The sequence below is a fragment of the Sphingobium sp. B2 genome, assembly GCF_007693735.1.
GTDB lineage: Bacteria > Pseudomonadota > Alphaproteobacteria > Sphingomonadales > Sphingomonadaceae > Sphingobium > Sphingobium xenophagum.
The window spans coordinates 504,774-530,869 of the sequence record NZ_VDBZ01000002.1; the positions used below are offsets into that span (position 1 = coordinate 504,774).

Sequence of the window (26,096 nt, forward strand, 5' to 3'; positions counted from 1 at the left end):
GCCATCGCGATCCTGTGGCCTGCTTGTTAACCCATTAGGGCGATTTCAGACGCGCGCCATGGCGGCGTTGACATGATTGCGCGGGTCCAGCCGCCCGCTATCCAGATAGTCCGCGATCTGCTCGACGCAGCTTATGCCGACACGGATGCGGGCTTGCAGCGTATTGGCGCCCACATGCGGGCTGCCTACGACATTGTCGAATGCCCAAAGCGGATGATCCGCGCCGACCGGTTCGCTGGCGAACGTATCCAGGCCCGCGCCACCGATCGCGCCAGCGCGCAGCGCCTCCACCAACGCGTCCTCGTCGATCAGTTCACCCCTCGCCGTGTTGATAAGGATGGCACCATCCTTCATCTGCCCCAGAGCGGTCGCGCCAATCAGTCCACGATTGTCCGCGGTCAGGGGGCAATGCAGGCTGATGATGTCGCTGACCTGCAACAGCGTTTCCACGCTGTCGACGGCAATGGCACCTGCGGGCAAAGCGTCGCCGGGCAAATAGGGGTCGTACACGCGCACGGTCATGCCAAATGGTGCAAGCAGGGCAAGAAAGGCGCGGCCAATAGCGCCAAGTCCGACAAGGCCGATCGCCTTGCCGGTGAGTTCCGTCCCGGCGTAGGTCGACTTGTCCCAATGTCCGGCGCGAAGGCGGCGATCGAGATACGCCGTCGATCGGGCCACACTGAGCAGCAGCGCCAGCGCCTGTTCCGCCACCGACTGCGCATTTGCGCCGCCAGCGATGACGACGGGAACGCCGCGCGCAGCGGCTTCATCCAGATCGATGCCGTCCACCCCGACGCCATGCTTGGCGATGATCCGCAAACTAGGCAGGCTCTGCAAGGCTTCGGCCGGGACTTTGCCCATCCGGATAATCAGCGCCTTTGCATCGCAGGCGGTGACATGGGCAATCAGTTCGTCGACCGCAGGATATGGATCACAGGACGCCAGCATGAGCCCTCGCGCCTTGGCGACAGACATCGCCGCCGGTGAAATCTTGCCGCCGACAATCAGGGCGGTGGGGCTTGCCATTGTGACCTAAATCCTCGTCCCGGTGCACGATAATGCGTCGACTTTACTGTAGTCGACCTATTTTGCAACGGCGTTTCAAAACAATGTTGCGATAATATATGAGATTTTTTCGGGCGCTGGTCGCCCTGCTACTTCGCGGTCTCGACAACCTGCTTGGGGGGCTGACCGCTCGGGATGGGATTCAGGCTCCCCGGCGCGGCCTTGAACACCGCTTCGTCGATGTCTGCGCTGAGGCAGGCACGCCACTCAGCGTCATAGCGCACCACGCCCTCGCGACCGACGACATAGGGGTTGGGATCGCCAGCCTTGCGTTTCTGCAGCGCTGCGACCCTCACCAGACCGTCATCGCCCACAGTATGGTTCGACAGCACGACATCGGCCTGCATCAGGTCCGTATAGTCAGCGAAATGATTGAGAGAGCGGCGAAATTCCAGCAGCGACGCCACGTCGCGCGGCGAACCCTGGCCACCGAACAACGACGCCATGTGCGGTACGCCCTTGTCCTTGACGGGGAATAGCAGCGATACCGTGCCCGGCGTATGACCGGGGGTCAAAAGCACCGTCAGCGTCTGGTCGCCCAGCGTAATCGTCTGGCCATCGGTCAGGTAGAAGTCGTCCGCAGCCTTCACCGGCAGCGTCCCCCACTTCACCTCGGCAGTCCAGTCCTCCTCGCTCATCGCCAGTTTCGCGCCGGACAATGCCTTCAGATAGGCCGCCCCGCCAAAATGATCGAGATGATTGTGGGTCGTATAATCGCGGCCCCGTCAAGGACGATTTCGTACAGCTGTCTTTGATCTACGATTGCGGCATCGCAGATGGCATAGTGTGAGCGAGGTTGTCAGCGGCTTCAGTTTCGGTCGCGCCGGTACTACCGTTTGTCGGGTACAGGGTCGTTTACGCGGTCGAGATATGCCCGCCGCAGGATAGGTCTTCGTGGGACGGATCTTCCAATGTAATTAACGCACTTTGCTACCAGAATAGTGGCAAGCGCAGCCCACAAAGCGGAATGATCCTGTCCGCGTCCCGACAGGGACGGATCGACGCGTCCACGGCATGGACGCAAACGATAGGGAAGTTGAGTTCAGCGCATCATAGCGGTCCTTGCTGTCATGTTGCTCATGTCAGGCCTCGGCAGGGATCGAACGGTCGAACAGCTCACCCGTTCGAAGCATGGTATGCATGATCACGGCGAGTTTGCGCGCGACCGCGACGGCGGCTCGTTTGAAGCCGATCTTCTCCTTGAGCTTCAGCCCCCAGATACGCAGCGCGCTATCCGCCGTGGTGCGCGTGAGGATCACGGTCGCCGCTTCGTACAGCAGTCCGCGCAGATGGTTGTCGCCGCGCCGGGAGATATGACCGTCGTAATCAACTTCGCCTGACTGGTAGCGCCTGGTCGTCAAGCCGACCCAGGCACCGACCGAACGCGACTTCCGGAAGTTTTCAGGGTCCTCGATTGCCGCAACGAAGGAAGAGGCGGTCACCACACCGACGCCTGGAATCGACGAAAGCAGCTGGCATTGCTCGCTCACGCGCGCGGAGGCAATAAGCTGCTTGCTCAATTCGGCAGTACGGGCGCGGATGCTTCGCCAGGCCTCGAGCACCGGCAGGATGATCTGCTCAAGCCCGGCGTTGCTCGCCAGCAAACTGCGCACATGACCCTCGAACACGCGCCCGGCGCCTTTGGGAACGACCAAGCCAAACGTCTTCATCAGACCGCGAATCTGGTTTGACAGCTGGGTCGTCATCTTGACCAGCTGATTGCGTGCTGCAACCAGCGTGCGGGTCTGCATACTATCGAAGCTCTTCACGCGCACTGCGCGGTAAAAGCCGACCTCGGCAAGATGCGCCAGGCCGTCTGCATCATTCGCATCGGTCTTGTTCCGCGCCATATCGAGCGCCGGCTTGGCATGGCGCGCATCAATGCAGATCGCGGGCAAGCCTTCCTGCTTCAGCGCGTGGTAGAACCAGACTGACAGCGGTCCGGTTTCAAACACGACACGTTCCGCGTTCGGCGCACGTTTGCGGATGATCTCCGCTATCAGCTTGGGATCAGATGGGCATGTGCCGCGCCAAATCCGCTGGCCACCTTGGCGCACCGAGATAAAACTCTCTTTTAAAGACACGTCGATGCCGATAAACTGTCCCATGGTTGTCTCCCGTTTGATGCTGGGCCCGGTGTCAATCGTGAGCCCGTTTTTCATCCTATCGGGGGGCAACCACCCTTCCAACGCAACGCTGATCGCGCCGGTGTTCCCAACCCCGCGATTACTCTATGTGATGAGAATGATGCGGATGCGCTTGGGGTCCAGGCCCAGCGTCTGCATGTTCTTGACGATGACGTTCCTGGCGTCCTCCTCGGTCGTCAGCGCATCGAGCAGGATGATCCCATCCTTGGTATCGATCGCCCAGATATTATTTTCTCCCGTCCCTATCGAATAGACGTTGTCGAACACCGCAATGGGCTTTGGCATCGCCGCCCTGACGGGCTTGCGCGTTCGCACAGCCTGGCACCGATAGTAGAGCGTGACAGGCCAGAGCTTGCCGCCTGTTTCTGCGGCCATGTCTGCATAGGCGCGCGCGCCGGGCGCGGTATATCCGCCCATCTTGCGCATCTCTTCCACATTGTGGATTTCCGGCCGTCCGCCATTGGGGTTGACGGAGAAGGTCGATGCAGTGGTCTGCGCGACGGCGGGTGTCAGGGCCGTCGAAAGCGCGAGGAAGGCAGTAAGGGTTTGCCGGAAACGCATGGGGCTTCTCCTTTGCGGAAAGGGCTATCGGACCTGATGGCCCTCAATCTGTGCGATATGCCGGACGCGATCCGTCACGCGTTCGGCCAGCGACCGGCGCACCGGACGCCCGGCAATCAGCTTTCGCCATGTATTGTAGCTGATGCCGAACCGGTCATTGAGCGCCTCGTCGGTCTTTGCGGTCGCCAGCCTTTTCATCTGCTCGACAACCAAAGGGTCGATGAAGGTCTGGCCGCCCGGAATTTGCCGATGGTCGAGGATGTCACTCATTACGCCCACCGATCAGAACGTCGCGATCGGGTTGACCGGCACACCGGTCCCGGTCTTGACCCGGATCGGCGCGGCGGTGAACAAAAAGCTGTAGCGCTTGAGCCGCGCTGCCTCTTTCGACAGAGGCCCCAGATCGGCATTGTCGATCAACGGCATGCCCAACGCCACCAGCGCGAAATTATGCACCGGCAGATAATCGTCGGGATTGTCGATCTTCGTCGTTTCAGGAAATGGCACGACGCTAAGCGCGGATTCGCTGCCGAGCAGGGCGATGTCCCGCTTCTTGAGCCATGGTATCACGGACGCATCGAGCCCAGCTGCCGACTTTGCGATCTCCCATGGCCCCTTGTCGGCTTCCCGTTCCCAGCGGCCGGTGCGAATGAATACAGCGTCCCCCGGCTCGATCCGGACGCCGGAAAATTTCTCCCACGCTTCGAGATCCTCGGCATAAATGGGGGTTCCCGGCTCCAGATAGGGCACGCCTTTGAGAAGCGGCATGTCCACCAGCACGCCGCGCGTAAAAACGCCATCGGCGACCGCCGCGATGCTGCCGCGCGTCAGGCCCTTGTCCATCAGCAAATGCTCGCTGGCGGCAAAGCCGTTATACATCTTACCGTCGAACAGATGGTGGCCCAGCGCATCGAAATGCGTCAATGTATATCCGTGCGCCGCAATGTTAAGCTGATCAGTCGACCCGCTGGGCCGCTTGGGCGGTCCGGACAGCATCTTCTGTTGCACGGGCGCCCGCATTGGCGGGGCATCGCCTTCGGGCGGCAGAAGAACGGGCACGATTTCCCGCTCCATCGACACGGCGATGCCCTGCTTCACCAGCGCCGCGGCCTTCTTGCGGACCGCGGGGGTGATGAGGTTGAGCGTACCCTTCTCGTCATCCGGGCCCCATCGGCCCCAGTTGCTCTGGCTTTTCTTCCATTGATCCATCGTTGCCTGCGTGACGCTGTGATCGGCGGCGACCGCAACAGTCGCCGCACCCATCATCAACAGTGCCAGGATGGTCTTCGAGAAAGGCGTCATGATCCGTCCTTTTCAGAAACTGGCGCGCACGCCAAAGCGGAACATCCGCCCGGTGGTGTCATAGAGGAAGGGATTGGTCACAATCACCAGATTGCCCGCCAGTGGCGCGATCCGGGGATCGGTATTCAGGATGTTTCGGACATTCAGGTAAATCTGGCCGTTGCGACCAAGCTGCGGCAATTTGTAGCTGATCTGACCGTCCAGAAAGGCCTGCGCGGCGACGTCGCGGAAGCCAAGCTGGGCGGGGGAACGGGACTTGTCATAGGTTCCACTGCCGATATAGCGGCCGATCAGCGTTAGGTTTAGGCCATCCAGCGTATAATCCAGTTGCCCCTGCGCCCGCCAGTGCGGCTGACTGTCGACGATCGAACCCGCAACATCGCGCGTGACCAGACCCGGTGCCGACGTGGTAAAATGGTTCACCCGGTTGGCGACCGCGCGCAGGTTGAGTTGGCCCTTCCACCAGTCAAACATGCTCGCCATCGGCACGGCGTAGGAAGCTTCGATGTCGATCCCGCTGGTCAAAAGCTGCGAATAGTTGATGGGGGACGAACGGAACCCGGTCAGGTTGCCATTCGCATCGCGGGTGCTGAGGGCGCAGAAATCGGCCGATCCCTCAAAACACTGATCGAGCGCCACCTGGTCGGTAACGGTCGCGATCGCGCCGTCGATCTTGATCCGATAATAGTCGACGGACAATTGCAGTCCCGGCGCCCAGGACGGGCTATAAACGCCGCCATAGGTCAGCGTGTTGGCGATTTCCGGCCTCAGATTGGGATTGCCCGTCGTCAGGCTCGAAATATTCGACGCGATCACATTGTTGCGGAAAGGGTCGCGAACGGTCGAAACACTCTGCCGTCCTTTCGAAAATAGCTCGTTGAGGTTGGGCGCGCGGATGTCCCGCGACCGGGTGATACGCAACCGCAGATCCTCGATCGGCTTGTAAGTCAGGCCGCCCTTCCACGTCGTCACCGATCCGCTGGTGCTGTAATGCGTCCGGCGCACGGCGGCATTGGCTTCCACCAGGCGCAGCATCGGCATGTCATTGGCCAGAGGCACGACCGTTTCTGCGTAGAATTCGTGGATGCTGTAGGCACCGGACCAGGGCTGCTGGTTACCGATCTTATAGCCGCTCAGCAGCGACAGCGCGTCCGATTCCACGCGCGCCGTTTCGCGCCGATATTCGGCGCCAACCGCCAGAGAGACCGGACCGGCCCAGGTCGAAAAGGGTTCGCCCGACAGGTTGAGGGCTGCGGCCTGCTGGGTCGTGCGGATATAGGCGGGGCTGTCGCCATTTACATAGACCAGCGATGCCGAGGACGGACTGCCGACGCCGAAGGGATTGAACGGCACACAACCATTGCCGGGACTTGTCAGTGTCGAACGGCACACGATGCTGCCGTCAGGCGCCCGTACCGCGTCTGTCGCCAGATTGAAGTTGGTGATCTTGTTGGTGGTCTTGACGATGTTGGTGTTGCGGTTCTGCCCCCACTGATAATAGCCGTCGAGCTTCCAGTCGCCGATCCGCCCTTCAAAGCCGCCAACGAGCCGGGTGGTCCTGTTGCGGTTGTCGGTATGGGTTTTACCATCTTCCAGATCCCAGCGGGTCATGGTGAGGCTGGTGACGCCCGATGCGATCATCTGGTTGCGAATGCTGTCGGGCAGATAGGCATTGTCCTGACGGATCGTGATGAATGCAGTCTGCGCGGCATTGCTGTTATGGACATTGGGTCCGTTGATATAGTCCGACCGCACTTCGCCATAGCTGCCTTCTCCGAACAGCGACCATTCAGGCGTGATGTCGAAACTGGCGCGGGCGAAAATGGCCTTCCGGGTCAGCGGGCGGTTGATCTGCTGGATGATCGCATTGTCGACGCCCGATCCGCCGACCTGGGTGCCTGCCGTGGTCAGGGTGCCGAAATCAAAGGCCTGCGGTACGCCGCCGGGACCAAAGCTGATGCCCCGGAAGCTGGCGTTCGCGGCGGCCGTTCCCCCATTGCCATTCAGGATAAGCCCGCCATAGCTGGTGACGAGGCGGACGTTGGGCGAGAGAATCTGGGTCGGATTGGCTTCCGTTCCATTGCCGCTCGGATTTGTAATGACTTGATAGCCGCTGCGCGCCCAGTCGCGCGCGTCGCCACGAATGCCCTTGTTCTCGAAATATTCGCCGCTGACGACCAGATGGCCTCGACCACCGGCAAACGCCGTTCCCCCTGTCAGCGTCGCGACAAATTCATGATTGTCGTCATGCGATGTCAGGCCGTATTGCGCGCTGGCCTTGATGCCTTCGTATCGGCTGTCCAGCACGAAGTTGACCACGCCTGCCACCGCGTCCGATCCATAAGCAGCGGACGCGCCGCCGGTCACGACATCGACCCGTTGAATGAGGGCGGACGGTATAAGGTTGGCGTCCACGCTGCCGGTGATGTTCGTGGATACAAAGCGCCGTCCATCGACCAGCGTCAGCGTGCGGGTGGCGCCCAGCCCTCGCAAGTTCAGGAAGCTCTGGCCGCCCCCTGCGCTGCCTGAGTTGCGCTGCGTGCCGGACGTATTGGTGAGCGCAGGCAGCGTACGAAGCGCCTCCGACACGGTCGAGGGCGAGGATTTCGCAAGTTCGGCGCTGCTGAGCGCCGTCACAGGGGTAGGAGAGGTAAAGCCCGGACGCGCGACGCGCGATCCGGTGACAACGATGTCCGCTGCGCTAGGCCCGGCATCCGCTGCACCGGCTTCGGGGGCGCGCGGCAGCTGCATCGAGCTGTCGTCGTCCTGAGCAGGCGCGACTGCCGACTGGGCCGATGCAGGTGCGGAGCACATGAACATGATGGCTCCGACAGCGGTCGTGGCTGCCAGTGCGCGGCGAACAGGGGTCATACTGTATCTCCTCTCCAAACGCTCGAATTCGAGTCGGTCACGATCTCTAAGGCATTTTCACTGAAACGCAACGACGTTTCAAAATATGATTGCAATCACTTTCCTGGCGATTATGAGGGCGGCAATGGCAAACGCTATCGGGAGGAGAGGTTCATGAAATCGGCAGTCATTGCGTCCAAATTTGGAAAATCCTTATTGCTCGGCTCGGTCGCCGCATTCGTGGCAGTACCCGTCGCCTACGGCCAAGCGGCGCCGGACGCCGCTGCTGCAGCCTCATCCGAACAAGGCGCGATTGACGCAGGCGACACCGCGCCCGACGCTGGAACGAGTGACATCGTCGTTACCGGCTCGCGCATCGGCCGCACCGGCTTCACCACCCCCACGCCGGTCACGGTTCTCAACGCGGACCAGTTGAGCAAGGCTGCGCCGTCGACCATCGCCGATTCGCTTCGGACGCTTCCTGCGCTGACCGCAACCAGCGGCCCGCAGCGCGCGACCGGCACACAGGGCGGCGGACAGAGCTTCCTCAATCTGCGCAACCTGGGCGCGGTGCGCACGCTGACTTTGCTCGATGGCCGCCGCTTCGTCGCTGCCAGCCAATATGGCACGGTCGACGTCAACCTGCTGCCTGCCGGCCTTGTTCAGCGCGTCGATGTCGTGACCGGGGGCGCTTCGGCGGCCTATGGCTCGGACGCTGTTGCCGGCGTCGTCAACTTCGTCCTCGATACCAAGTTCGAGGGGCTGAAGGGCGAAGTTTCCACCGGCATCGCCGATGAAGGGGATAATCAGGAACTGCGTGGCTCGCTGACGGGCGGCATTGCGCTCGCCGATAGCCGGCTGCGCCTGCTCGGAAGCGCCGAATATTATCGGAACAAGGGCATTTTGGAAGGCGAACGGGCCTGGGCCCGGCGCGGGTCCAACCTCATCAACGGCCCGGCAGGCGGTCCTGCCCTGATCGCAGCGGAAGATGTGCGCGCGATTGGCAGCAACGGCGGCATGATCAGCACTGGCAACGGGGGAAGCGCGGCCCAGAATGCGCTGTTCCGCGGCATACAATTTGGCCCCGGCGGAACGGTGTTGCCCTATAATTATGGCTCATACACCACCGCGACACAGCAGATCGGCGGCGACGGCTTCAACACCGAATTCCTTCAGGAAATCAATCGTCCGCTGGAACGGGCCGCCTTTTTCGGTCGCGCCGAATATGAACTGACCGATCGGTGGTCGGTATTTGGCGAAGCGTCCTATGGCTGGACCTATACTCGCTATTCAACCTCGGCCAATCGCCATCTCGCGACCAACCCGATAACGATTCGTCGCGATAACGCCTTCCTGCCTACGCCGCTTCGCACGCTGCTGGACGCCAATCCGCAGGTCACCTCACTGACGATGCTGCGCTGGTCGATTGAGGGCGGGCTGGCGGACGTGTCCGTGGATACCAAGACCGATCGCTACGTCACGGGCTTCGCTGGCGAGCTTGGTGGGCTGAAGGTCAATGGCTATTATCAGCATGGCCGCACCCGCCAGCAGACTGACGTCATCAACAACGAAATCACGCCCAACTTCACCCGCGCGGTGGATGCGGTCGTCAATCCGGCCAATGGCGCGATTGTCTGCCGATCGACGCTGACTGACCCCACTAATGGCTGCGCCCCGTTCAATCCGTTTGGCGTCGGTTCGCCTTCCGCCGCGGCGCTGGCCTATACCCGCGGCCTCAGCCGCACCGATTCGGTTTTCAAGGAAGATGTCGCGGCCCTCAATATTTCGGGCACTTTGTTCGCAGGTTGGGCCGGCCCGATCTCCTTCGCTACCGGCGGCGAATATCGCAAGGAACAGGCGCAGTTGGCCGTCGATCCGCTCTCGCAGGCCGGCGCCTTCCTGTTCGCCAATCCCCAGCCTTGGTCCGGCAGCTATAATGTGAAGGAAGGCTATCTCGAAACCGTCATACCGCTGCTGAAGGATCTGCCCTTCGCCCGCGAACTCGAATTCAACGGCGCGGTTCGCTATACCGATTATTCGACCAGCGGCGGCGTCACCACCTGGAAGGCAGGCCTCAGCTGGACCCCGGTTAGCTCGCTGCGCCTGCGTGCCACCCGCTCCCGCGACATCCGCGCACCCAATCTGTCCGAACTCTTCACCAGCGGGCGGACCCAGTCGGCGACGGTGGTGGACCCGTTCAAGAACAATGTCCGGACATCGGGCATTTTCATCACCACGACCGGCAACGCCAACCTGCAACCGGAAAGGGCGGACACGCTGACGTTGGGGGCGGTGTTCCAGCCGAGCTTCGTTCCTGGCCTCAGCATTTCGGCGGATTATTACGACATCAAGATCAACGATGCGATCGGGTCGCTGTCGGCGCAGCAGGGCGTTGACCAGTGCTTTGCCGGCAACCAACTCGCCTGCGGCTTCATCACCCGTGACGCAGCCGGCAACATCTCGGCCCTGACGGCCTATCCGATCAACCTCTCCACGCTCGTCACCAACGGCGTCGATGTTGAATTGAGCTATCGCGTGCCTTTCGCGGATATGTCCAACTCACTGTCGCTGCGCAGCATCATTTCCTATGTCGGCAAACTTGCGACGACGACACCGGGGTCGCCTTCCATCGACCGGGCGGGCGAAGTGGGTATCAATTCCAACCCGCACTGGCGCGTCAACGCCCAGGCCGATTTCACGCACGGCAATTTCAACTGGTTCAACCAGCTGCGCTTCATCGGTGGCGGGCGTTACGACAATACCAAGGGTCCGCAGGCAGTCAGCCTGCAGCACATCAAGCCGCAAGCCTATTGGGACATGCGCTTTGCTTATCGGTTCGAAGATCTGGGCAAGGGCGCGGAGATGTATTTCAACGTCCAGAACGTCCTTGATCAGGAGCCGCCCTATGCGCCGGGCGACGGATCGATCGCGGTGGCGACCAACACCCAGCTCTACGACACATTTGGCCGCGTCTATCGCGTTGGCTTCCGTTTCAAATTCTGATCGCGACTGGAGATTTTATGAGCATCGGTTTCCGAGTATTGCCCGTCGAGCGTCGCGTGCCCGCCGATCTGGTTAAACGTGCCGCACAATTGCCGGTCGCGAATGTGAGCGACGCCATGAACCGTATGTTCGCTGGCGGCGCGGCGCTTCGCCCCATGCACGGCGGCGGCGTTCTGGCTGGACCTGCCGTCACCGTGAAGGCACGGCCCGGCGACAATCTCATGCTGCACCGCGCGCTCGATATTGCCGAACCGGGCGATGTGGTGGTGGTCGACGGCGGGGGTGACCTGACCAACGCGCTGATCGGTGAGCTCATGGTCGCCCATGCGGAAAGCCGCGGCCTTGCCGGCATCGTGATCTTCGGCGCCATTCGCGACGCCGCGGCGATCCGGGCGGGCAGCTTTCCGGTCTTTGCCGCTGGCATCACGCACCGTGGGCCTTACAAGGACGGCCCCGGCGAAGTGAATGTGCCGATTGCCATTGACGGCATGGTGATCCAGCCGGGCGACCTGATCCTTGGCGACGACGACGGCCTTATTGCCGTCAACATCGACGAAGCGGATGCTGTGTGCGCCAAAGCAGCGGCAAAGCATGCTGCCGAAACCGAGCAGATGGCCAAGATCCGCCGGGGCGAAAATCCGCGCGCCTGGGTTGAAGAAACGCTCAAGCGTTTGGGTTGCGAAGGGATTTGATAGCCTGATCCCTACCCGTCCGCTACAGCAGTCGAAGTTTCAGAGGGATTGCGATGGCGACGGACTTCAAGGATCGACCGGCACTGGAAGGCGTAGCCGCCCTTGAAAGAGGGCTGCTGCTGCTGACAAGCTTCAAACAGGGCGACGGCGTTCTTGGTCTTGCCGAGCTTGCCGAGCGCACTGGCCTGGTCAAAAGCACTATCATGCGCCTGGCCGTCTCGCTGGAACGCTACAATCTCCTGATCAGGATGCCCGACGGCCAGTATCAGTTGGGCAGCGAGGTGGCTCGGCTCAACTCGATCTTCAGGGAAGGCAACGATCTTGAAAAGCATGTCCAGCCGATTCTCGCCAAACTCGCCTTTGAAACCGAGGAAACAGCGACATTCTATGTGCGTCAGGGAGATGTGCGGCTTTGCCTGTTTCGGGTAAATTCTCCAAGCAATCTGCGGCTCGACGTCCAGCCAGGCACACAGCGGCCGCTCGACGGATCGGCCTCTGCGCAGTTGCTGCTTTTGTTCGAGAACTGGCCGGAGGTTAAACCCGCACTACCGCCCCTGCCCATCTATACCTCTGGCGTTACGACGCCGCATGTTGCCTCGCTTTCGGTGCCGGTGATCGGCCATGGCGACCGGCTCGTGGGCGCGCTCAGTATCGCAGGGCCCGAAGTACGCCTGTCTGGGTCGCAAAAAAGACTGGCACTGCCTTTGCTACACGCTGGCCTCAACCTGTGCCGTTCCCTTGGGGGCAATGCCGAGGCAATCTATCGGGTGCCAATCGCGCTGGCGACATAGTCCAGAAGATCGGGCCGCTGTCATTCCATTGATCGGACTGATCACGTTAAGCTGGGCAGCCGCGCCACGATGGTCGGGGCGTGACGGCCATCTTGCTGACTCCATTGATTCACGGCTTGGGCGGAACTGCCCGAATGCCGTCGATGGCTGAACGCACAGCCGCCCACACTATATAAAGAAACCTTTATATAACTCTTGACAATTATGCCTGAATGGCGTCAAACGAGCCTGTCAAGGTTCCCCGCCTCAGGCATGATGGCGGGGCTAAGACGGGAAGCCGGTGGTGCCTTTTCGAGGCAGAGTCCGGCGCTGCCCCCGCAACTGTAAGCGGCGAGCGGCGGTTCCATTTCGCGTCACTGGGTTTTTGCAAGAAACCCGGGAAGGCCGGAACCACCGCGATGACCCGTAAGCCAGGAGACCTGCCTTTGGCGCCATAACTTTCCTCGGACGGGGGTTCCTCCGATGGATCGCGCTTGAAGCGTTGCCCGTGCCGCAAAGCACTTTCCGGGTAATTCATGCCTTGCGCGTTCTTCTTTGGCCCTTCCGCCCGGCAAATGCAGGTGATCGGTCAATGCTTCCAATCCTGTTCCGCCTCATTCGCTACCGACGAATGCGTCCGCGCGCCGTGCCATCAGGCTGACCCCTGACGGAAGCGGCGCGCCGCCAATATTCCATCATTCAGCCCGCTAAAGACGGACGGCGCTCGCGCCGGACCGAAGGAGCCTTTGCATGCCCGTGACTTGCGCCAATCCTGCCCTTTCCCGCCACGACCACAGCACGCCGACCATCGCCACCGACAAGCAGCCATCAGGGCATCGGATCATGACGGGCGAGGAGCTTACCTTTTCCATCACGCGCCTTCGCTTTGACGACGATTATCGCCCGTCGGATACGACGCGTATCACGACCAACTTCGCCAATCTGGCCAGAGGAGAGAACCGGCAGGAGAATCTGCGTGGCGTGCTGAGGATGATCGACAACCGTTTCAACGACCTAGCCGATTGGGACAATCCCGATGGGGATCGCTACGGCATGGAACTGGATATCATTTCCGTCGCGATGAGCCTTGCCGCTGCCAACGGCCTCACGGCGTTTCCCATCATCGAAATTCTGAACACCAACATCATCGATCGCAAGACGGACAAGCGCATCGCCGGGATCGTCGGAAACAACTTCTCCTCCTACCTGCGCGACTATGATTTCAGCGTGCTGCTGGCGGAGCACAACCGGGACCGCGTCGGTTTCGACACGCCGGACGGCTTTGGTGATCTGCACGGCCGTCTGTTCCGCCATTTCGTGCAGTCCGATACGTACAAGGCCAATTTTTCCAAGCCTCCCGTCATCTGCCTGAGCGTATCCAGCAGCAAGACCTACCATCGCACGGAAAACCATCACCCCATTCTGGGCTTCGAATACCGGCAAAGTGAATTCTCGCCGACCGACGAATATTTCGCAAAGATGGGTCTTAAGGTCCGCTTTTTCATGCCACGGGGCAGCCGCTCGCCCATGGCCTTCTATTTTTCTGGGGATCTGCTCGGCGACTACAGCAACCTGGAACTGATCGGCACCATCAGCACGATGGAATCCTTTCAGAAGATCTACCGGCCCGAAATCTACAACGCCAATCGCACAGCGGGAACGCGCTTCCTGCCCAGCCTGACGCATCAGGACTTTTCGTCCACGCGCATTGACTACGACCGCGAGGAACGAAGTCGCCTGGGCATCGAACAGGGCCGGTTCGCAGAAGAGAATTTCATCAAACCTTACGGCCAACTTCTCTCGCAATGGTCCGCCACACAAGCACCCAAGAACATGATCTGACCCAATAGAAGAAAAGGCCATCCATCATGAATAGAATATTGCCCACATCGACCGCCGGCAGTCTGCCCAAGCCCTCATGGCTTGCGGAGCCTGAGAAACTTTGGTCGCCCTGGAAGCTGAAGGGTGATGAATTGGCCGTCGCCAAGCACGATGCCCTGCGCCTGGCCTTGGACGACCAGCGGCAGGCGGGGATCGACATCGTCGGCGATGGCGAACAGACCCGCCAGCATTTCGTCACGACCTTCATCGAGCATCTGAGCGGCGTCGATTTTGAAAAGCGCGAGACCGTCAGGATTCGCAATCGCTACGATGCCAGCGTGCCCACGGTCGTGGGCGCGGTCGCACGACCGAAGCCCGTTTTCGCCGACGATGCGACATATCTGCGCGCCCGGACCAGCCAGCCGATCAAGTGGACGCTGCCCGGCCCGATGACGATGATCGATACATTGCACGATGCCCATTACCGCAGCCGCGAGAAGCTGGCCTGGGAGTTCGCGACGATCCTCAATCAGGAGGCAAAGGCGTTGGAAGCTGCAGGTGTCGATGTGATCCAGTTCGACGAACCGGCCTTTAACGTGTTCTTCGAAGAGGCGAACGACTGGGGAATCGCTACTCTGGAACGCGCGATCGAAGGGCTGACATGCGAAACGGCGGTCCACATCTGCTACGGCTACGGCATCAAGGCGAATACCGACTGGAAAAAGACGCTGGGATCGGAATGGCGGCAGTATGAGGAGACCTTCCCCAACCTGCAAAAGTCCAAGATCGACATCATCTCGCTGGAATGCCACCGTTCCCGCGTTCCGCTGGACCTGATCGAACTGATCCGGGGCAAGAAGGTGATGGTCGGCGCCATCGACGTGGCGAGCGATGCCATCGAGACCCCGGAGGAGGTGGCCGATACGCTGCGCAAGGCTCTCCAGTTCGTCGATGCCGACAAGCTCTATCCGTCGACCAATTGCGGAATGGCACCGCTGTCCCGGCAGGTGGCGCGCGGCAAGCTGAACGCCCTGGGCGCGGGCGCCGACATCGTCCGCCGGGAACTTGAGGGCTAATGCTCCGCTAGTCGACCGCACGCGCTTCGCATGGTGGTGCGGACGAGACGGGTCATACGATGACCGCAATTCGCAAAATTCGCTGATTTGCAGAAATCCGTCCGCACCCCTTCGCCTTTTCAGCCATTTTCGTAAAGCCGCGCACCGCCGATAAGGCCCCCATGGCGCAGAATGGAGCGCCCCGACCCGATCCTGATGTCGACACCCTGATGGAAGACCCAGCGCCGATGAACGATGCCTATCGCAAACCGCTGCCCGGCACCGCAGTCGACTATTTCGACACGCACGCCGCGATCGAAGCGATCCGCCCCGGCGCTTATGTTGGCCTCCCTTATGTCTCGCGCGTGCTGGCAGAACAACTCGTCCGCCGCTGCGATCCTGCGCTGCTGACCGACGCGCTGACCCAGATCGTCGAACGCAGGCGCGATCTCGATTTTCCGTGGTATCCCGCGCGTGTCGTGTGCCACGACATTCTTGGCCAGACGGCGCTTGTCGATCTGGCAGGACTACGTGACGCGATCGCCGATCAGGGCGGCGATCCCGCCAAGGTCAACCCGGTGGTGCCGACCCAGTTGATCGTCGACCACTCGCTTGCGGTCGAATATGGCGGCTTCGCCCCCCAGGCGTTCGACAAGAACCGCGCGATCGAGGATCGCCGTAACGAGGATCGCTTCCACTTCATCGAATGGACCAAGAGCGCCTTCGAGAATGTCGACGTGATCCCGGCGGGCAACGGCATCATGCACCAGATCAACCTGGAAAAGATGTCGCCCGTCATCCAGCTGCGCGATGGCGTCGCCTTCCCGGATACGTGCGTGGGCACAGACAGCCACACTCCGCACGTCGACGCGCTCGGTGTCATCGCCATCGGCGTCGGCGGGCTGGAGGCCGAAACGGTCATGCTCGGCCGCGCCTCGATGATGCGCCTGCCCGATATTGTCGGCGTGCGCCTGACCGGCCACCGCAAGCCGGGGATAACGGCCACTGACATCGTGCTCGCAATCACAGAATTCCTGCGTCAGAGCCGCGTCGTCGGCTCCTGGATCGAGTTCTTCGGCGAAGGCGCCGACGGCCTTTCGATCGGCGACCGCGCGACGATCTCCAACATGTGCCCCGAATATGGCGCCACTGCCGCGATGTTCCACATCGACAGCCAGACGATCGACTATTTGTTGCTGACCGGACGCGATGCAGCGCATGTCCGCCTGGTCGAGGCTTACGCAAAGCACACTGGGCTGTGGGCCGACGATCTGCGCGCCGCCGAATATGAGCGCGTTCTGGAGTTCGACCTGTCCACCGTGGTACGCAACATGGCCGGGCCGTCCAACCCGCACCGCCGCCTGCCGACGTCGGCGCTGGCAGAACGCGGCATCGCCGGCGATCTCGTAGAGGCCAAGGCGCAGGAGCGCGAGGGGCTACTGCCAGACGGCGCCGTCATCATTGCTGCGATCACCAGTTGCACCAATACGTCGAACCCGCGCAACGTGGTCGCCGCCGGACTGGTCGCGAAAAAGGCGAATGCACTGGGCCTGGCGCGCAAGCCATGGGTCAAAACCTCCTTCGCGCCCGGTTCCAAGGTTGCGCGGCTCTATCTGGAAGAAGCCGGGCTGCTGCCCGAACTGGAAAAATTGGGGTTCGGCATCGTTGCCTATGCCTGCACCACCTGCAACGGCATGTCCGGCGCGCTCGATCCTGCGATCCAGAGCGAGATCATCGAGCGCGACCTCTACGCCACCGCCGTGCTGTCGGGGAACCGCAACTTTGACGGGCGCATCCATCCTTACGCCAGGCAGGCCTTTCTCGCGTCGCCGCCACTGGTGGTCGCTTATGCGATAGCGGGCACCATGCGCTTCGATATCGAAAATGATGTGCTCGGCGTGGCGGAGGGCAGAGACATCCGTCTGGCCGACTTGTGGCCGAGTGATGAGGAGATCGACGCCATCGTGGCAGCCTTTGTGAAGCCGCAGCAGTTTCGCGCAATCTACGATCCGATGTTTGCCCCGCGTAGCCGCGACAAGGCCAGCCCGCTCTACAACTGGCGGCCGCAATCCACCTATATCCGTCGCCCGCCCTATTGGGATACCGAAGGCGTAGGCGCGATGGCTGCCTTCCCGCGAACCTTGAAGGCCATGAGGCCGCTGGCGATCCTGCCCGACAATATTACCACCGACCATCTCTCGCCCTCCAATGCGATCCTCCCCAGTTCGGCAGCCGGCGAATATCTAGCGCGGATGGGGCTGCCGGAGGAAGACTTCAACTCTTACGCCACCCATCGCGGCGATCATTTGACCGCAATGCGCGCCACCTTCGCCAATCCGCAACTGGTCAATGAAATGGCCGTGGTCGATGGCGCAGTACAGAAAGGCTCGCTCGCCCGCGTAGAGCCAGAGGGCAAGGTCATCCGCATGTGGGAAGCCATCGAAACCTATCTGGATCGCCGCCAGCCCCTCATCATCATTGCCGGGGCAGATTATGGACAGGGCTCCTCGCGCGACTGGGCGGCCAAGGGCGTGCGGCTTGCGGGCGTAGAAGCCATCGTCGCTGAAGGGTTCGAACGCATCCACCGCACCAACCTCATCGGCATGGGCGTACTGCCGCTGGAGTTCCAGCCCGGCACCACCCGCCTGACGCTGGGCCTCGACGGCACCGAAACCTATGATGTGGAAGGTGAACGCTGCCCGCGCGCTACACTGACTCTGGTGATCCGCCATGCCGACGAAGCGATCACGCGCGTAGCTGTGACCTGCCGCCTGGATACGGCTGAAGAAGTCTCGATCTATGAGGCAGGCGGGGTGCTGCAGCGTTTTGCCGCCGACTTCCTGGCTTGCGAAACGGCGACCGTCTGATGTCCCAGATCGCCATCCCCGCCACCTATATGCGCGGCGGCACCAGCAAGGGCGTATTCTTCCGTCTGGAAGATCTACCTGAAGCGGCCCGCATTCCCGGCCCGGTCCGCAACCGCCTGTTCCAGCGGGTGGTCGGCAGCCCCGACCCCTACGGCGCGCAAATCGACGGCATGGGCGGCGCGACGTCCAGCACCAGCAAGTGCGTCATCCTTTCGCCCAGCGCCCGCCCCGGCCATGACGTCGAATATCTCTACGGGCAGGTTTCCATCGACAGCGACTTTGTCGACTGGTCGGGCAATTGCGGCAATCTCTCGACTGCTGCCGGGGCGTTCGCGATCCATGCAGGCTATGTGGACGCCGGTTCGGACGGGGTACGCACCGTGCGCATCTGGCAGGCCAATATCGGCAAGACCATTATCGCCCATGTCCCGGTCAACGGCGGCGCGGTGCAGGAGACGGGCCAATTCACGCTGGACGGGGTGGCCTTTCCCGCTGCCGAGATCGTGCTGGAATTTCTCGACCCCGCCGATGAAGGCGGCGCGATGTTCCCGACCGGCAACGTGGTGGACGATCTCGAAGTGCCTGACGAACTAGTCGGTGGCGGGCGGATCAGGGCCACGCTCATCGACGCGGGCATTCCAACGATCTTCGTGAATGCCAAGGATCTCGGCTATACCGGCACTGAACTGCGGGAAGCCATAAACGGCGATGCGGCTGCACTCGCACGCTTCGAGGCACTGCGCACCATCGGCGCGCTTAAGCTGGGCCTGATCGGGACGCCAGAGGAGGCGGCGAAGCGCCAGCACACACCCAAGATCGCCTTCGTCGCCCCGCCCGTCGATCATCGCACGGCAAGCGGCCGAAATGTGATGGCAGGAGAGATCGACTTACTGGTGCGGGCGCTCTCGATGGGCAAGCTGCACCATGCGATGATGGGCACCGCCTCGGTCGCGATCGCGGCGGCTGCCGCCGTGCCCGGAACCCTCGTGAATCTTGCGGCGGGTGGAGGAGAGCGCAAAGCAGTCACGTTCGGCCATCCTTCCGGCACCCTACGTGTCGGAGCCGAGGCCGCGTTGGTGGACGGCAATTGGACCGTTACCAAGGCGATCATGAGCCGCAGCGCCCGCATCCTCATGGATGGTCATGTGCGCGTGCCCGCCGCTATACTGGAAGGAGCACAGACATGATCTCCAACCGCCCGGAAAAGGGTCTCGACCTTTTCGGAGCCATGGTCAGCGCCGCCGCCGATCGCGCTTCCTCGCATCTGGTCGGCACGATCCGCTTTGCCAGATGCGAATCTATCCAGCTCAACGAAGGCTTCGCCTCGCCCGGCGTCGATCTCGAAACCTGGCCGGTCAGCGCCGATCATCAGGCCATAATCGTCGCGGTATTCGCGACCGCGACACAGGACGGCGGCCGGACCATAGCCGCCAGTGGCCGCTTCACTTTCACCACGCTCACCCACAAACGGGACTATGCCGCATGAACGCCGAAACTGCCTTCAAACCCAAAAAATCGGTTGCGCTTTCGGGCGTTGCCGCGGGCAACACCGCTTTGTGCACTGTCGGCAAGACCGGCAACGATTTGCATTATCGCGGCTACGACATTCTGGAATTCGCCGAGGGAGCCGAATTCGAGGAAATCGCTCACCTGCTGGTCCATGGTGAATTGCCCACTGCACCGCAACTGGCCGCCTACCAGGCCAAGCTCAAGGGTCTGCGCGGGCTGCCCCATTCGGTGAAATCAGCGCTCGAAGCTATTCCGGCTGCCGCGCACCCGATGGACGTGATGCGCTCTGGTGTTTCTGCCCTGGGATGCGTGCTGCCCGAAACGCACGACCACAACCAGCCCGACGCGCGCGATGTCGCCGACCGGCTGATGGCCTCGCTCGGCTCCATCCTGCTCTATTGGTATCACTTTGCCCACCATGGCCGCCGCATTGAGGTAGAGACCGATGACGACAGCATCGGTGGGCATTTCCTCCACCTGCTGCATGGCAGGCCTGCCCCTGCACGCTGGGTGCGCGCCATGCACACCTCGCTGATCCTCTATGCCGAGCATGAATTCAACGCCTCCACTTTCACAGCGCGCGTCATCGCCGGCACCGGGTCGGACATGTATTCCTGCATCGCAGGCGCCATCGGTGCGCTGCGCGGGCCAAAGCATGGGGGAGCCAACGAAGTCGCCTACGAAATCCAGAAACGCTACGCGACCCCTGACGAGGCCGAAGCCGACATTCGGCGCCGGGTAGAGGCCAAGGAAGTGGTGATCGGCTTTGGCCACCCGGTCTACACGATTTCCGATCCGCGCAATGTCGTCATCAAGCGCGTCGCCAAGGCGCTGGCGGACGAGGCGGGCGCCCAGCGCCAATATGCCGTCGCCGAACGGATCGAGCGCGTGATGTGGGACGCCAAGGCCATGTTCCCCAATCTCGACTGGTTCTCGGCGGTATCCTACAATCTGATGGGCGTGCCGACCGCGATGTTCACGCCACTCTTTGTGATTGCCCGCACGTCGGGCTGGGCCGCGCATGTGATCGAGCAGCGCGTGGACAACAAGATCATCCGGCCATCGGCCAACTATACCGGCCCGGAAAACCTGCCTTTCGTGCCGCTCGCCCAGCGCAGCGAAGCGGCTTGAGGAGACACCCATTGCCCTACCTTCTCGCTAACGACCTTCCCACCGAATCCGCCGGCAAGCGCTTCCGCGCCGCGCTGGCGCGTCCGGGCATCTATCGACTGCCCGGCGCGCACAACGGCCAGGCCGCGATCCAGGCGCGCAACGCCGGGTTCGACGGGCTTTACCTGTCCGGCGCGGCGATGACCGCCTCTATGGGCCTGCCGGACCTTGGCATTATCACCGTGGACGAGGTGACATTCTTCATTCGCCAGATTGTGCGCTCTTCCGGGCTGCCGCTGCTGGTGGACGGGGATACCGGCTATGGCGAAGCACTTAATGTCATGCACATGGTCCGCTCTTTTGAGGAAGCGGGGGCTGGGGCGGTCCATCTGGAAGACCAGATCCTGCCCAAAAAGTGCGGACACCTCAACGGCAAGGCACTTGTCTCCCCTGTCGACATGGCCACCAAGGTCGCCGCCGCGAAAAAGGCAAGCCGCGACATCATGATCGTCGCGCGCACCGACGCCGCCGGGGTCGAGGGCTTCGATGCCGCTGTGGATCGCGCCAGGCTCTATGTCGATGCCGGAGCCGACGCGATCTTCCCCGAAGCACTGAACACTCGCGAAATGTTCGAAAAGTTCGCCGCAGCCCTCCCAAACATACCGCTCCTCGCCAACATGACCGAGTTCGGCAAGACCCCATTCTACACCGCCGATGAGTTCGAGGCGATGGGCTACAAGATGGTCATCTGGCCAGTCTCCTCGCTTCGTGTCGCCAACAAGGCGCAGAACCTGCTCTATGCCGCGATTGCACGGGACGGCGGCGCACATGCGATGGTCGATGCCATGCAGACCCGCGCCGAGCTTTACGAGACGATCGGCCTCCATGCTTACGAAGAACTCGACGCGTCGATCGTGAAAACGATCGTGCCCGAAGCGGTCCCGCAGACCTAGACGCCTTCTGCTTTCCAGTATCCCTGCGTGAGGGTGGTCTTTCGATCTCAATGGATCGGAAGGTCGTTTCCATGCGTGCCAATCACGAGACTACAGGACCATCGCCATGACCGCCATAGGCCGCGACACCTTGGGCACCCGTACCACCCTGACCGTCGAGGCGCAGGGTTATGCTTATTACAGCCTCCCCCGCGCAGCTGAGCGATTGGGCGACATCAGTCGCCTGCCCTTCAGCCTCAAGGTGCTGCTTGAAAACCTCCTGCGCTTCGAGGACGGCACTTCGGTCACGGTCGATGACATCCGCGCCTTCGTCGAATGGCAGCAGGACTATCGCTCCACGCGCGAGATCCAGTACCGTCCGGCCCGTGTGCTGATGCAGGACTTCACCGGGGTTCCGTGCATCGTCGATCTGGCCGCCATGCGCGACACCATGAACCGATGGGGCGCCGATGCGTCGCGGATCAATCCTCAGATACCGATCCACCTGGTAATCGATCATAGCGTCATGGCAGATGAGGCCAGCACGGCAAATGCGTTCGATGCCAATGTCGCCATCGAATATGCACGCAATGCCGAACGCTACGAATTCCTCAAATGGGGCGCGGCCACGCTCGACAATCTGAAGGTCGTGCCGCCGGGCACCGGCATCTGCCATCAGGTGAACCTGGAGCACATCGCCCAGACTGTCTGGACCAGCGCGGACGAAAGCGCTGCACTGGTCGCGTATCCCGACACCTGCGTCGGCACGGACAGCCATACTACGATGGTCGGCGGCCTTGGCGTGCTGGGCTGGGGGGTGGGTGGGATAGAAGCCGAAGCCGCCATGCTGGGGCAGCCGGTGTCGATGCTCATTCCCGAAGTCGTCGGCCTCCGCCTGACAGGCGCGCTGACCGAGGGCGTGACCGCGACCGATCTGGTGCTCACCATCACCCAGATGCTGCGCGCCCATGGGGTGGTCGGGCGTTTCGTGGAGTTTTGTGGCGCCGGGCTCGATGCCCTACCGCTGGCGGACCGCGCGACCATCGCCAACATGGCCCCGGAATATGGCGCGACGTGCGGCTTCTTTCCGGTTGATCAAGCGACCATTGCCTACCTTCGCCTAACCGGGCGGGATGAAAGGCGGGTAGCGCTGGTCGAGGCCTATGCGAAGGCGCAGGGGATGTGGCGCGATGCGGCCAGCCCGGAGCCCGTTTTCACCGATCTGCTGGAGCTTGACCTGGCCTCGGTGCTTCCATCTGTTGCAGGCCCGCGCCGTCCGCAGGATCGCGTGCGGCTCAAGGATGTAGCCCACGGCCTGCGCACCGAACTGGCAGGCGCCTACGGCAAGGCGGACGAACTGAACGCTCGCGTGCCGGTTAACGGCGCGGACTTCACGCTTGGCCATGGTGACATCGCCATCGCTGCGATCACCAGTTGCACCAACACCTCCAATCCTTCGGTACTCGTCGCGGCTGGTCTGGTCGCTCGCAAGGCACGGGCGCTGGGTCTGATGCCCAAACCCTGGGTGCGTGCGACGCTCTCCCCCGGCAGCAAGGTGGTGACCGATTATCTTGTCCGCTCCGGCCTTCAGGAAGACCTTGATGCGCTGGGCTTCGCGCTGACCGGCTATGGTTGCATGACATGCATTGGCAATTCCGGTTCGCTGGAAACGTCTATCAGCGAGGCGATCAACCGCAACGGCCTTGTCACTGCTGCCGTGCTATCGGGCAATCGCAACTTTGAAGGCCGCATTTCACCCGATGTTCGCGCCAACTATCTGGCCTCGCCGCCGCTGGTCGTCGCCTACGCCCTGCTGGGTAGCGTGTCGCGCGACATTAGCATCGAACCGCTCGGCAATGGCGCAGACGGACAGCCAGTATATCTGCGCGACGTCTGGCCGTCCAACGCCGAGATCGCCGCCATTATCGCCACTTCGATCGATCCTGAGATGTTCGCCGCCCGCTATGCCGATGTTTACGAGGGCGACGCGCGCTGGAGGGCGCTGGCGGTCAAGAAAGGCGCCACATATGAATGGCCGACGTCCTCCACCTACATCGCGGAACCGCCCTTCTTCGAAGCCCTGGATCGTCAGCCTGCGCCGGTGACCGATATCATCGCGGCGCGGTGCCTCGCCATCTTCGGGGATTCGATCACCACAGATCATATCTCTCCGGCAGGATCGATCAAAGCTTCCTCCCCCGCAGGCCAATGGTTGCAGGAACAACAGGTGCTTCCTGCAGATTTCAACAGCTATGGCTGCCGTCGCGGAAACCATGAGATCATGATGCGCGGCACCTTCGCCAATATCCGCATCCGCAACGAGATGATGGGCGGTATCGAGGGTGGCAACACGATGTTGAACGGCGAAAGTCTGCCCATTTATGAGGCTGCCATGCGGCACAAGGCGGCCGGGACGCCCCTGATCGTTATGGCTGGCAAGGAATATGGAACCGGCTCATCCCGCGACTGGGCTGCGAAAGGAACTGCGCTACTTGGAATTCGCGCGGTCATCGCCGAGAGCTTCGAACGCATTCACCGCTCCAACCTTGTCGGCATGGGCGTCCTGCCGCTCCAGTTTACCGATGGGATGACCCGCAATCGTTTCTTCCTACGTGGTGACGAGCGATTTACCATTACCGGTCTCGCCGGACTGCAGCCGCGCCAAATCGTGACGGTCGAAGGGGAATGGGCGGATGGCCTGCGCTTCAGCTTCAAGACGCTCTGCTGCATCGATACGACCGACGAACTGGCCTATTACCTGAATGGTGGCATCCTGCCTTACGTGCTGCGCAATCTCGCGGCCTGAGCCTTTCGCAAACATTTCAGATTGCGACTAATGCAAAAATGCGCTGATATTCAACGAAAACGAGATCGGGGCCTGAGAATTTGCGAATAATGCGAAGAGCGACAGATTGATGCGCAAGGCATTTATGGGCGTGCGATTGCGGCGGCTGCGGGAGGAAAAGAAGCTCAAGCAGATCGAACTGGCACAAGCGCTCGGCATATCAGCCAGTTATCTCAACCAACTGGAACAGAATCAGCGGCCGCTGACCGTGCCGGTGCTGGTGAAGATCAACGCCGTATTCGGTATCGATGTCCAGCTCTTTTCCGACGACGAGGAAGCGCGGCTCATTACCGACCTGCGCGACGCCCTGTCGGATGGGTCGGATACAATCTCGCTGGCCGAAGTGCGCGAACTGGCGATGAACATGCCCGCTGTTGGTCGCACGCTCATATCGCTGCATCGGCGCTATCGCGAAGCCTCGGAACGATCCGAGGCGATGGCCGCGCAGCTAGGGGACGAATGGGTCGCCGGCGGCCCGCCGCGCATGCCTTTCGAACAGGTGCGCGATTTCTTCTACGCTCGCCACAATCACGTCGAACCGCTGGATGAAGCGGCCGAACGGCTTTACCTGCAAGCCGGTTTGACACCGCGAACCATTCATAGCGGCGTGATCACGTGGCTCAAGGAGCGCCATGGCGTACACGTCCTGTGTGACGACAGCGATGCTGAGAACAACTGGACGCAGCGTCGCTACGATCCGTTGACCCGCACGCTCCATGTTTCGGCCAATCTGAATACGGGCCAGCAAACCTTCCAGATGGCCACGCAATTGGGCTTCCTGGAACTGGGCCAAGAGATCGACCGATTGGCAGATGATCCGGTCCTGACTGGAGAGGAAGCGCGCAGGCTGGCGCGGATCGGCCTTGCCAACTATTTCGCAGGTGCGCTCATTCTGCCTTACGGCCCTTTTCTGGCGGCGGCGGAACAGGAGGCCTACGACATCGAGAAGCTCGGACGCCGCTTCGGTGTCGGCTTCGAAACGGTTTGCCACCGCCTTTCCACGCTGCAGCGCACGCAGGCACGCGGCGTGCCATTCTTTTTCATCCGGGTTGACCGGGCAGGGAATATCTCGAAACGGCAGTCCGCTACCGATTTTCACTTTTCCCGCGTGGGCGGCACCTGCCCGCTGTGGAACGTCTATGAAGCTTTCGCACAACCCGGTCGAGTGCTGACCCAAGTGGCGCAGATGCCGGACGGGCGCACCTATCTATGGGTGGCCCGCACGGTGGGCAGCGGCAACGCGGGTTACACAGAGCCGAGCAAGACTTTCGCTGTCGGCCTTGGCTGCGATATTCGCCATGCCTCCCGTCTGATCTACGCGCGCGGGCTGGACCTTGCCGATCCCGCCATGGCGACGCGAATCGGGGCCGGTTGCAAAGTCTGCGAGCGGCCAAACTGCCTGCAACGCGCTTTCCCACCAATTGGTCGCCCCGTGACGGTGGACGAAAACCGCAGCTCAGCCGCGCCATATCCGGTGGACTAAGGCGCGGCACTCAAACAGTCTCATCCACGCCAAGCCATCACCGGAGCAAATTGTCCGCACGCGGGATCGTGTCCGCCCCTTGTG

Annotated in this window: 18 protein-coding genes, 1 pseudogene and 1 riboswitch; of the genes and pseudogenes, 12 read left to right on the forward strand and 7 right to left on the reverse strand. The window is 61.7% G+C overall.

The annotated features are described in order from the left end of the window. Positions 1-45: 45 nt before the first annotated feature. The 7 genes and pseudogenes from FE851_RS17975 to FE851_RS18005 form a co-directional block, all read right to left on the reverse strand. Positions 46-1,026 (reverse strand): hydroxyacid dehydrogenase, encoded by a 981-nt coding sequence (locus FE851_RS17975; RefSeq protein WP_145205431.1) that lies wholly within the window; start codon positions 1,024-1,026, stop codon positions 46-48. 128 nt (positions 1,027-1,154) lie between these two features. Further along, positions 1,155-1,760: pseudogene (locus tag FE851_RS17980) on the reverse strand (MBL fold metallo-hydrolase); the annotation flags it as partial. 387 nt (positions 1,761-2,147) lie between these two features. Continuing rightward, positions 2,148-3,173 carry an IS110 family transposase gene (locus FE851_RS17985; protein ID WP_145205433.1) on the reverse strand — a complete coding sequence of 342 codons (1,026 nt, stop codon included), beginning with the start codon at positions 3,171-3,173 and terminating at the stop codon, positions 2,148-2,150. Between the two features lie 123 nt (positions 3,174-3,296). Further along, entirely contained in the window at positions 3,297-3,773 is a 477-nt protein-coding gene (locus tag FE851_RS17990; protein WP_261371052.1) for an MBL fold metallo-hydrolase, read from the reverse strand. A 24-nt stretch (positions 3,774-3,797) separates the two neighbouring features. Further along, positions 3,798-4,043 (reverse strand): hypothetical protein, encoded by a 246-nt coding sequence (locus FE851_RS17995; RefSeq protein ID WP_017182473.1) that lies wholly within the window; start codon positions 4,041-4,043, stop codon positions 3,798-3,800. Between the two features lie 12 nt (positions 4,044-4,055). Then, the gene (locus FE851_RS18000; protein WP_145205437.1) at positions 4,056-5,075 is read right to left on the reverse strand and encodes a cyclase family protein; all 1,020 of its coding nucleotides are present in this window, start codon (positions 5,073-5,075) and stop codon (positions 4,056-4,058) included. Positions 5,076-5,087: 12 nt separating this feature from the next. Next, positions 5,088-7,946, reverse strand: coding sequence for a TonB-dependent receptor domain-containing protein (locus tag FE851_RS18005; RefSeq protein ID WP_261371053.1), 2,859 nt, complete (start codon positions 7,944-7,946; stop codon positions 5,088-5,090). Between the two features lie 153 nt (positions 7,947-8,099). On the opposite strand from FE851_RS18005, the gene FE851_RS18010 reads away from it, so the two are divergent. From FE851_RS18010 to FE851_RS18065, 12 genes are all read left to right on the forward strand, one after another. Continuing rightward, positions 8,100-10,928, forward strand: a complete 2,829-nt coding sequence (locus FE851_RS18010) for a TonB-dependent receptor domain-containing protein (RefSeq protein ID WP_145205440.1) — start codon at positions 8,100-8,102, stop codon at positions 10,926-10,928. Positions 10,929-10,945: 17 nt separating this feature from the next. Then, positions 10,946-11,620 (forward strand): RraA family protein, encoded by a 675-nt coding sequence (locus FE851_RS18015; protein WP_145205443.1) that lies wholly within the window; start codon positions 10,946-10,948, stop codon positions 11,618-11,620. 53 nt (positions 11,621-11,673) lie between these two features. Beyond that, the gene (locus FE851_RS18020) at positions 11,674-12,411 is read left to right on the forward strand and encodes an IclR family transcriptional regulator (protein WP_017182468.1); all 738 of its coding nucleotides are present in this window, start codon (positions 11,674-11,676) and stop codon (positions 12,409-12,411) included. A 217-nt stretch (positions 12,412-12,628) separates the two neighbouring features. Then, positions 12,629-12,853: riboswitch (cobalamin riboswitch) on the forward strand. A gap of 293 nt (positions 12,854-13,146) precedes the next feature. Then, positions 13,147-14,232, forward strand: a complete 1,086-nt coding sequence (locus FE851_RS18025) for a DUF1852 domain-containing protein (RefSeq protein WP_315850622.1) — start codon at positions 13,147-13,149, stop codon at positions 14,230-14,232. Between the two features lie 26 nt (positions 14,233-14,258). Then, positions 14,259-15,287 (forward strand): methionine synthase, encoded by a 1,029-nt coding sequence (locus FE851_RS18030; RefSeq protein WP_145205446.1) that lies wholly within the window; start codon positions 14,259-14,261, stop codon positions 15,285-15,287. Between the two features lie 161 nt (positions 15,288-15,448). Further along, entirely contained in the window at positions 15,449-18,133 is a 2,685-nt protein-coding gene (gene acnD, locus FE851_RS18035) for a Fe/S-dependent 2-methylisocitrate dehydratase AcnD (RefSeq protein ID WP_145205449.1), read from the forward strand. Continuing rightward, positions 18,133-19,320: a 2-methylaconitate cis-trans isomerase PrpF gene (gene prpF, locus FE851_RS18040; protein ID WP_145205452.1), complete on the forward strand. Its 1,188-nt coding sequence runs from the start codon at positions 18,133-18,135 to the stop codon at positions 19,318-19,320. The genes acnD and prpF overlap by 1 nt, the downstream gene beginning before the upstream one ends. Further along, positions 19,317-19,619 (forward strand): hypothetical protein, encoded by a 303-nt coding sequence (locus FE851_RS18045; protein WP_145205455.1) that lies wholly within the window; start codon positions 19,317-19,319, stop codon positions 19,617-19,619. Before prpF ends, FE851_RS18045 begins: the two co-directional genes overlap by 4 nt. Beyond that, positions 19,616-20,773 (forward strand): 2-methylcitrate synthase, encoded by a 1,158-nt coding sequence (gene prpC, locus FE851_RS18050; protein WP_145205458.1) that lies wholly within the window; start codon positions 19,616-19,618, stop codon positions 20,771-20,773. The genes FE851_RS18045 and prpC overlap by 4 nt, the downstream gene beginning before the upstream one ends. A gap of 11 nt (positions 20,774-20,784) precedes the next feature. After that, positions 20,785-21,705, forward strand: a complete 921-nt coding sequence (gene prpB, locus FE851_RS18055; RefSeq protein WP_145205461.1) for a methylisocitrate lyase — start codon at positions 20,785-20,787, stop codon at positions 21,703-21,705. A gap of 106 nt (positions 21,706-21,811) precedes the next feature. After that, positions 21,812-24,490, forward strand: a complete 2,679-nt coding sequence (acnA, locus tag FE851_RS18060; RefSeq protein WP_145205464.1) for an aconitate hydratase AcnA — start codon at positions 21,812-21,814, stop codon at positions 24,488-24,490. A 109-nt stretch (positions 24,491-24,599) separates the two neighbouring features. Continuing rightward, the gene (locus FE851_RS18065) at positions 24,600-26,012 is read left to right on the forward strand and encodes a short-chain fatty acyl-CoA regulator family protein (RefSeq protein WP_145205467.1); all 1,413 of its coding nucleotides are present in this window, start codon (positions 24,600-24,602) and stop codon (positions 26,010-26,012) included. Positions 26,013-26,096: the final 84 nt, after the last annotated feature.

Coding starts and splice junctions, on each gene's coding strand:
- FE851_RS18045 (WP_145205455.1), top strand. CDS start 19,317: ATGATCTCCAACCGCCCGGAAAAGGGTCTCGACCTTTTCGGAGCCATG.
- prpF (WP_145205452.1), top strand. CDS start 18,133: ATGTCCCAGATCGCCATCCCCGCCACCTATATGCGCGGCGGCACCAGC.
- FE851_RS17975 (WP_145205431.1), bottom strand. CDS start 1,026: ATGGCAAGCCCCACCGCCCTGATTGTCGGCGGCAAGATTTCACCGGCG.
- prpC (WP_145205458.1), top strand. CDS start 19,616: ATGAACGCCGAAACTGCCTTCAAACCCAAAAAATCGGTTGCGCTTTCG.
- FE851_RS18005 (WP_261371053.1), bottom strand. CDS start 7,946: ATGACCCCTGTTCGCCGCGCACTGGCAGCCACGACCGCTGTCGGAGCC.
- acnD (WP_145205449.1), top strand. CDS start 15,449: ATGGCGCAGAATGGAGCGCCCCGACCCGATCCTGATGTCGACACCCTG.
- FE851_RS18015 (WP_145205443.1), top strand. CDS start 10,946: ATGAGCATCGGTTTCCGAGTATTGCCCGTCGAGCGTCGCGTGCCCGCC.
- FE851_RS18010 (WP_145205440.1), top strand. CDS start 8,100: ATGAAATCGGCAGTCATTGCGTCCAAATTTGGAAAATCCTTATTGCTC.
- FE851_RS18065 (WP_145205467.1), top strand. CDS start 24,600: ATGCGCAAGGCATTTATGGGCGTGCGATTGCGGCGGCTGCGGGAGGAA.
- FE851_RS17985 (WP_145205433.1), bottom strand. CDS start 3,173: ATGGGACAGTTTATCGGCATCGACGTGTCTTTAAAAGAGAGTTTTATC.
- FE851_RS18000 (WP_145205437.1), bottom strand. CDS start 5,075: ATGACGCCTTTCTCGAAGACCATCCTGGCACTGTTGATGATGGGTGCG.
- FE851_RS18020 (WP_017182468.1), top strand. CDS start 11,674: ATGGCGACGGACTTCAAGGATCGACCGGCACTGGAAGGCGTAGCCGCC.
- FE851_RS17990 (WP_261371052.1), bottom strand. CDS start 3,773: ATGCGTTTCCGGCAAACCCTTACTGCCTTCCTCGCGCTTTCGACGGCC.
- FE851_RS18030 (WP_145205446.1), top strand. CDS start 14,259: ATGAATAGAATATTGCCCACATCGACCGCCGGCAGTCTGCCCAAGCCC.
- FE851_RS17995 (WP_017182473.1), bottom strand. CDS start 4,043: ATGAGTGACATCCTCGACCATCGGCAAATTCCGGGCGGCCAGACCTTC.
- acnA (WP_145205464.1), top strand. CDS start 21,812: ATGACCGCCATAGGCCGCGACACCTTGGGCACCCGTACCACCCTGACC.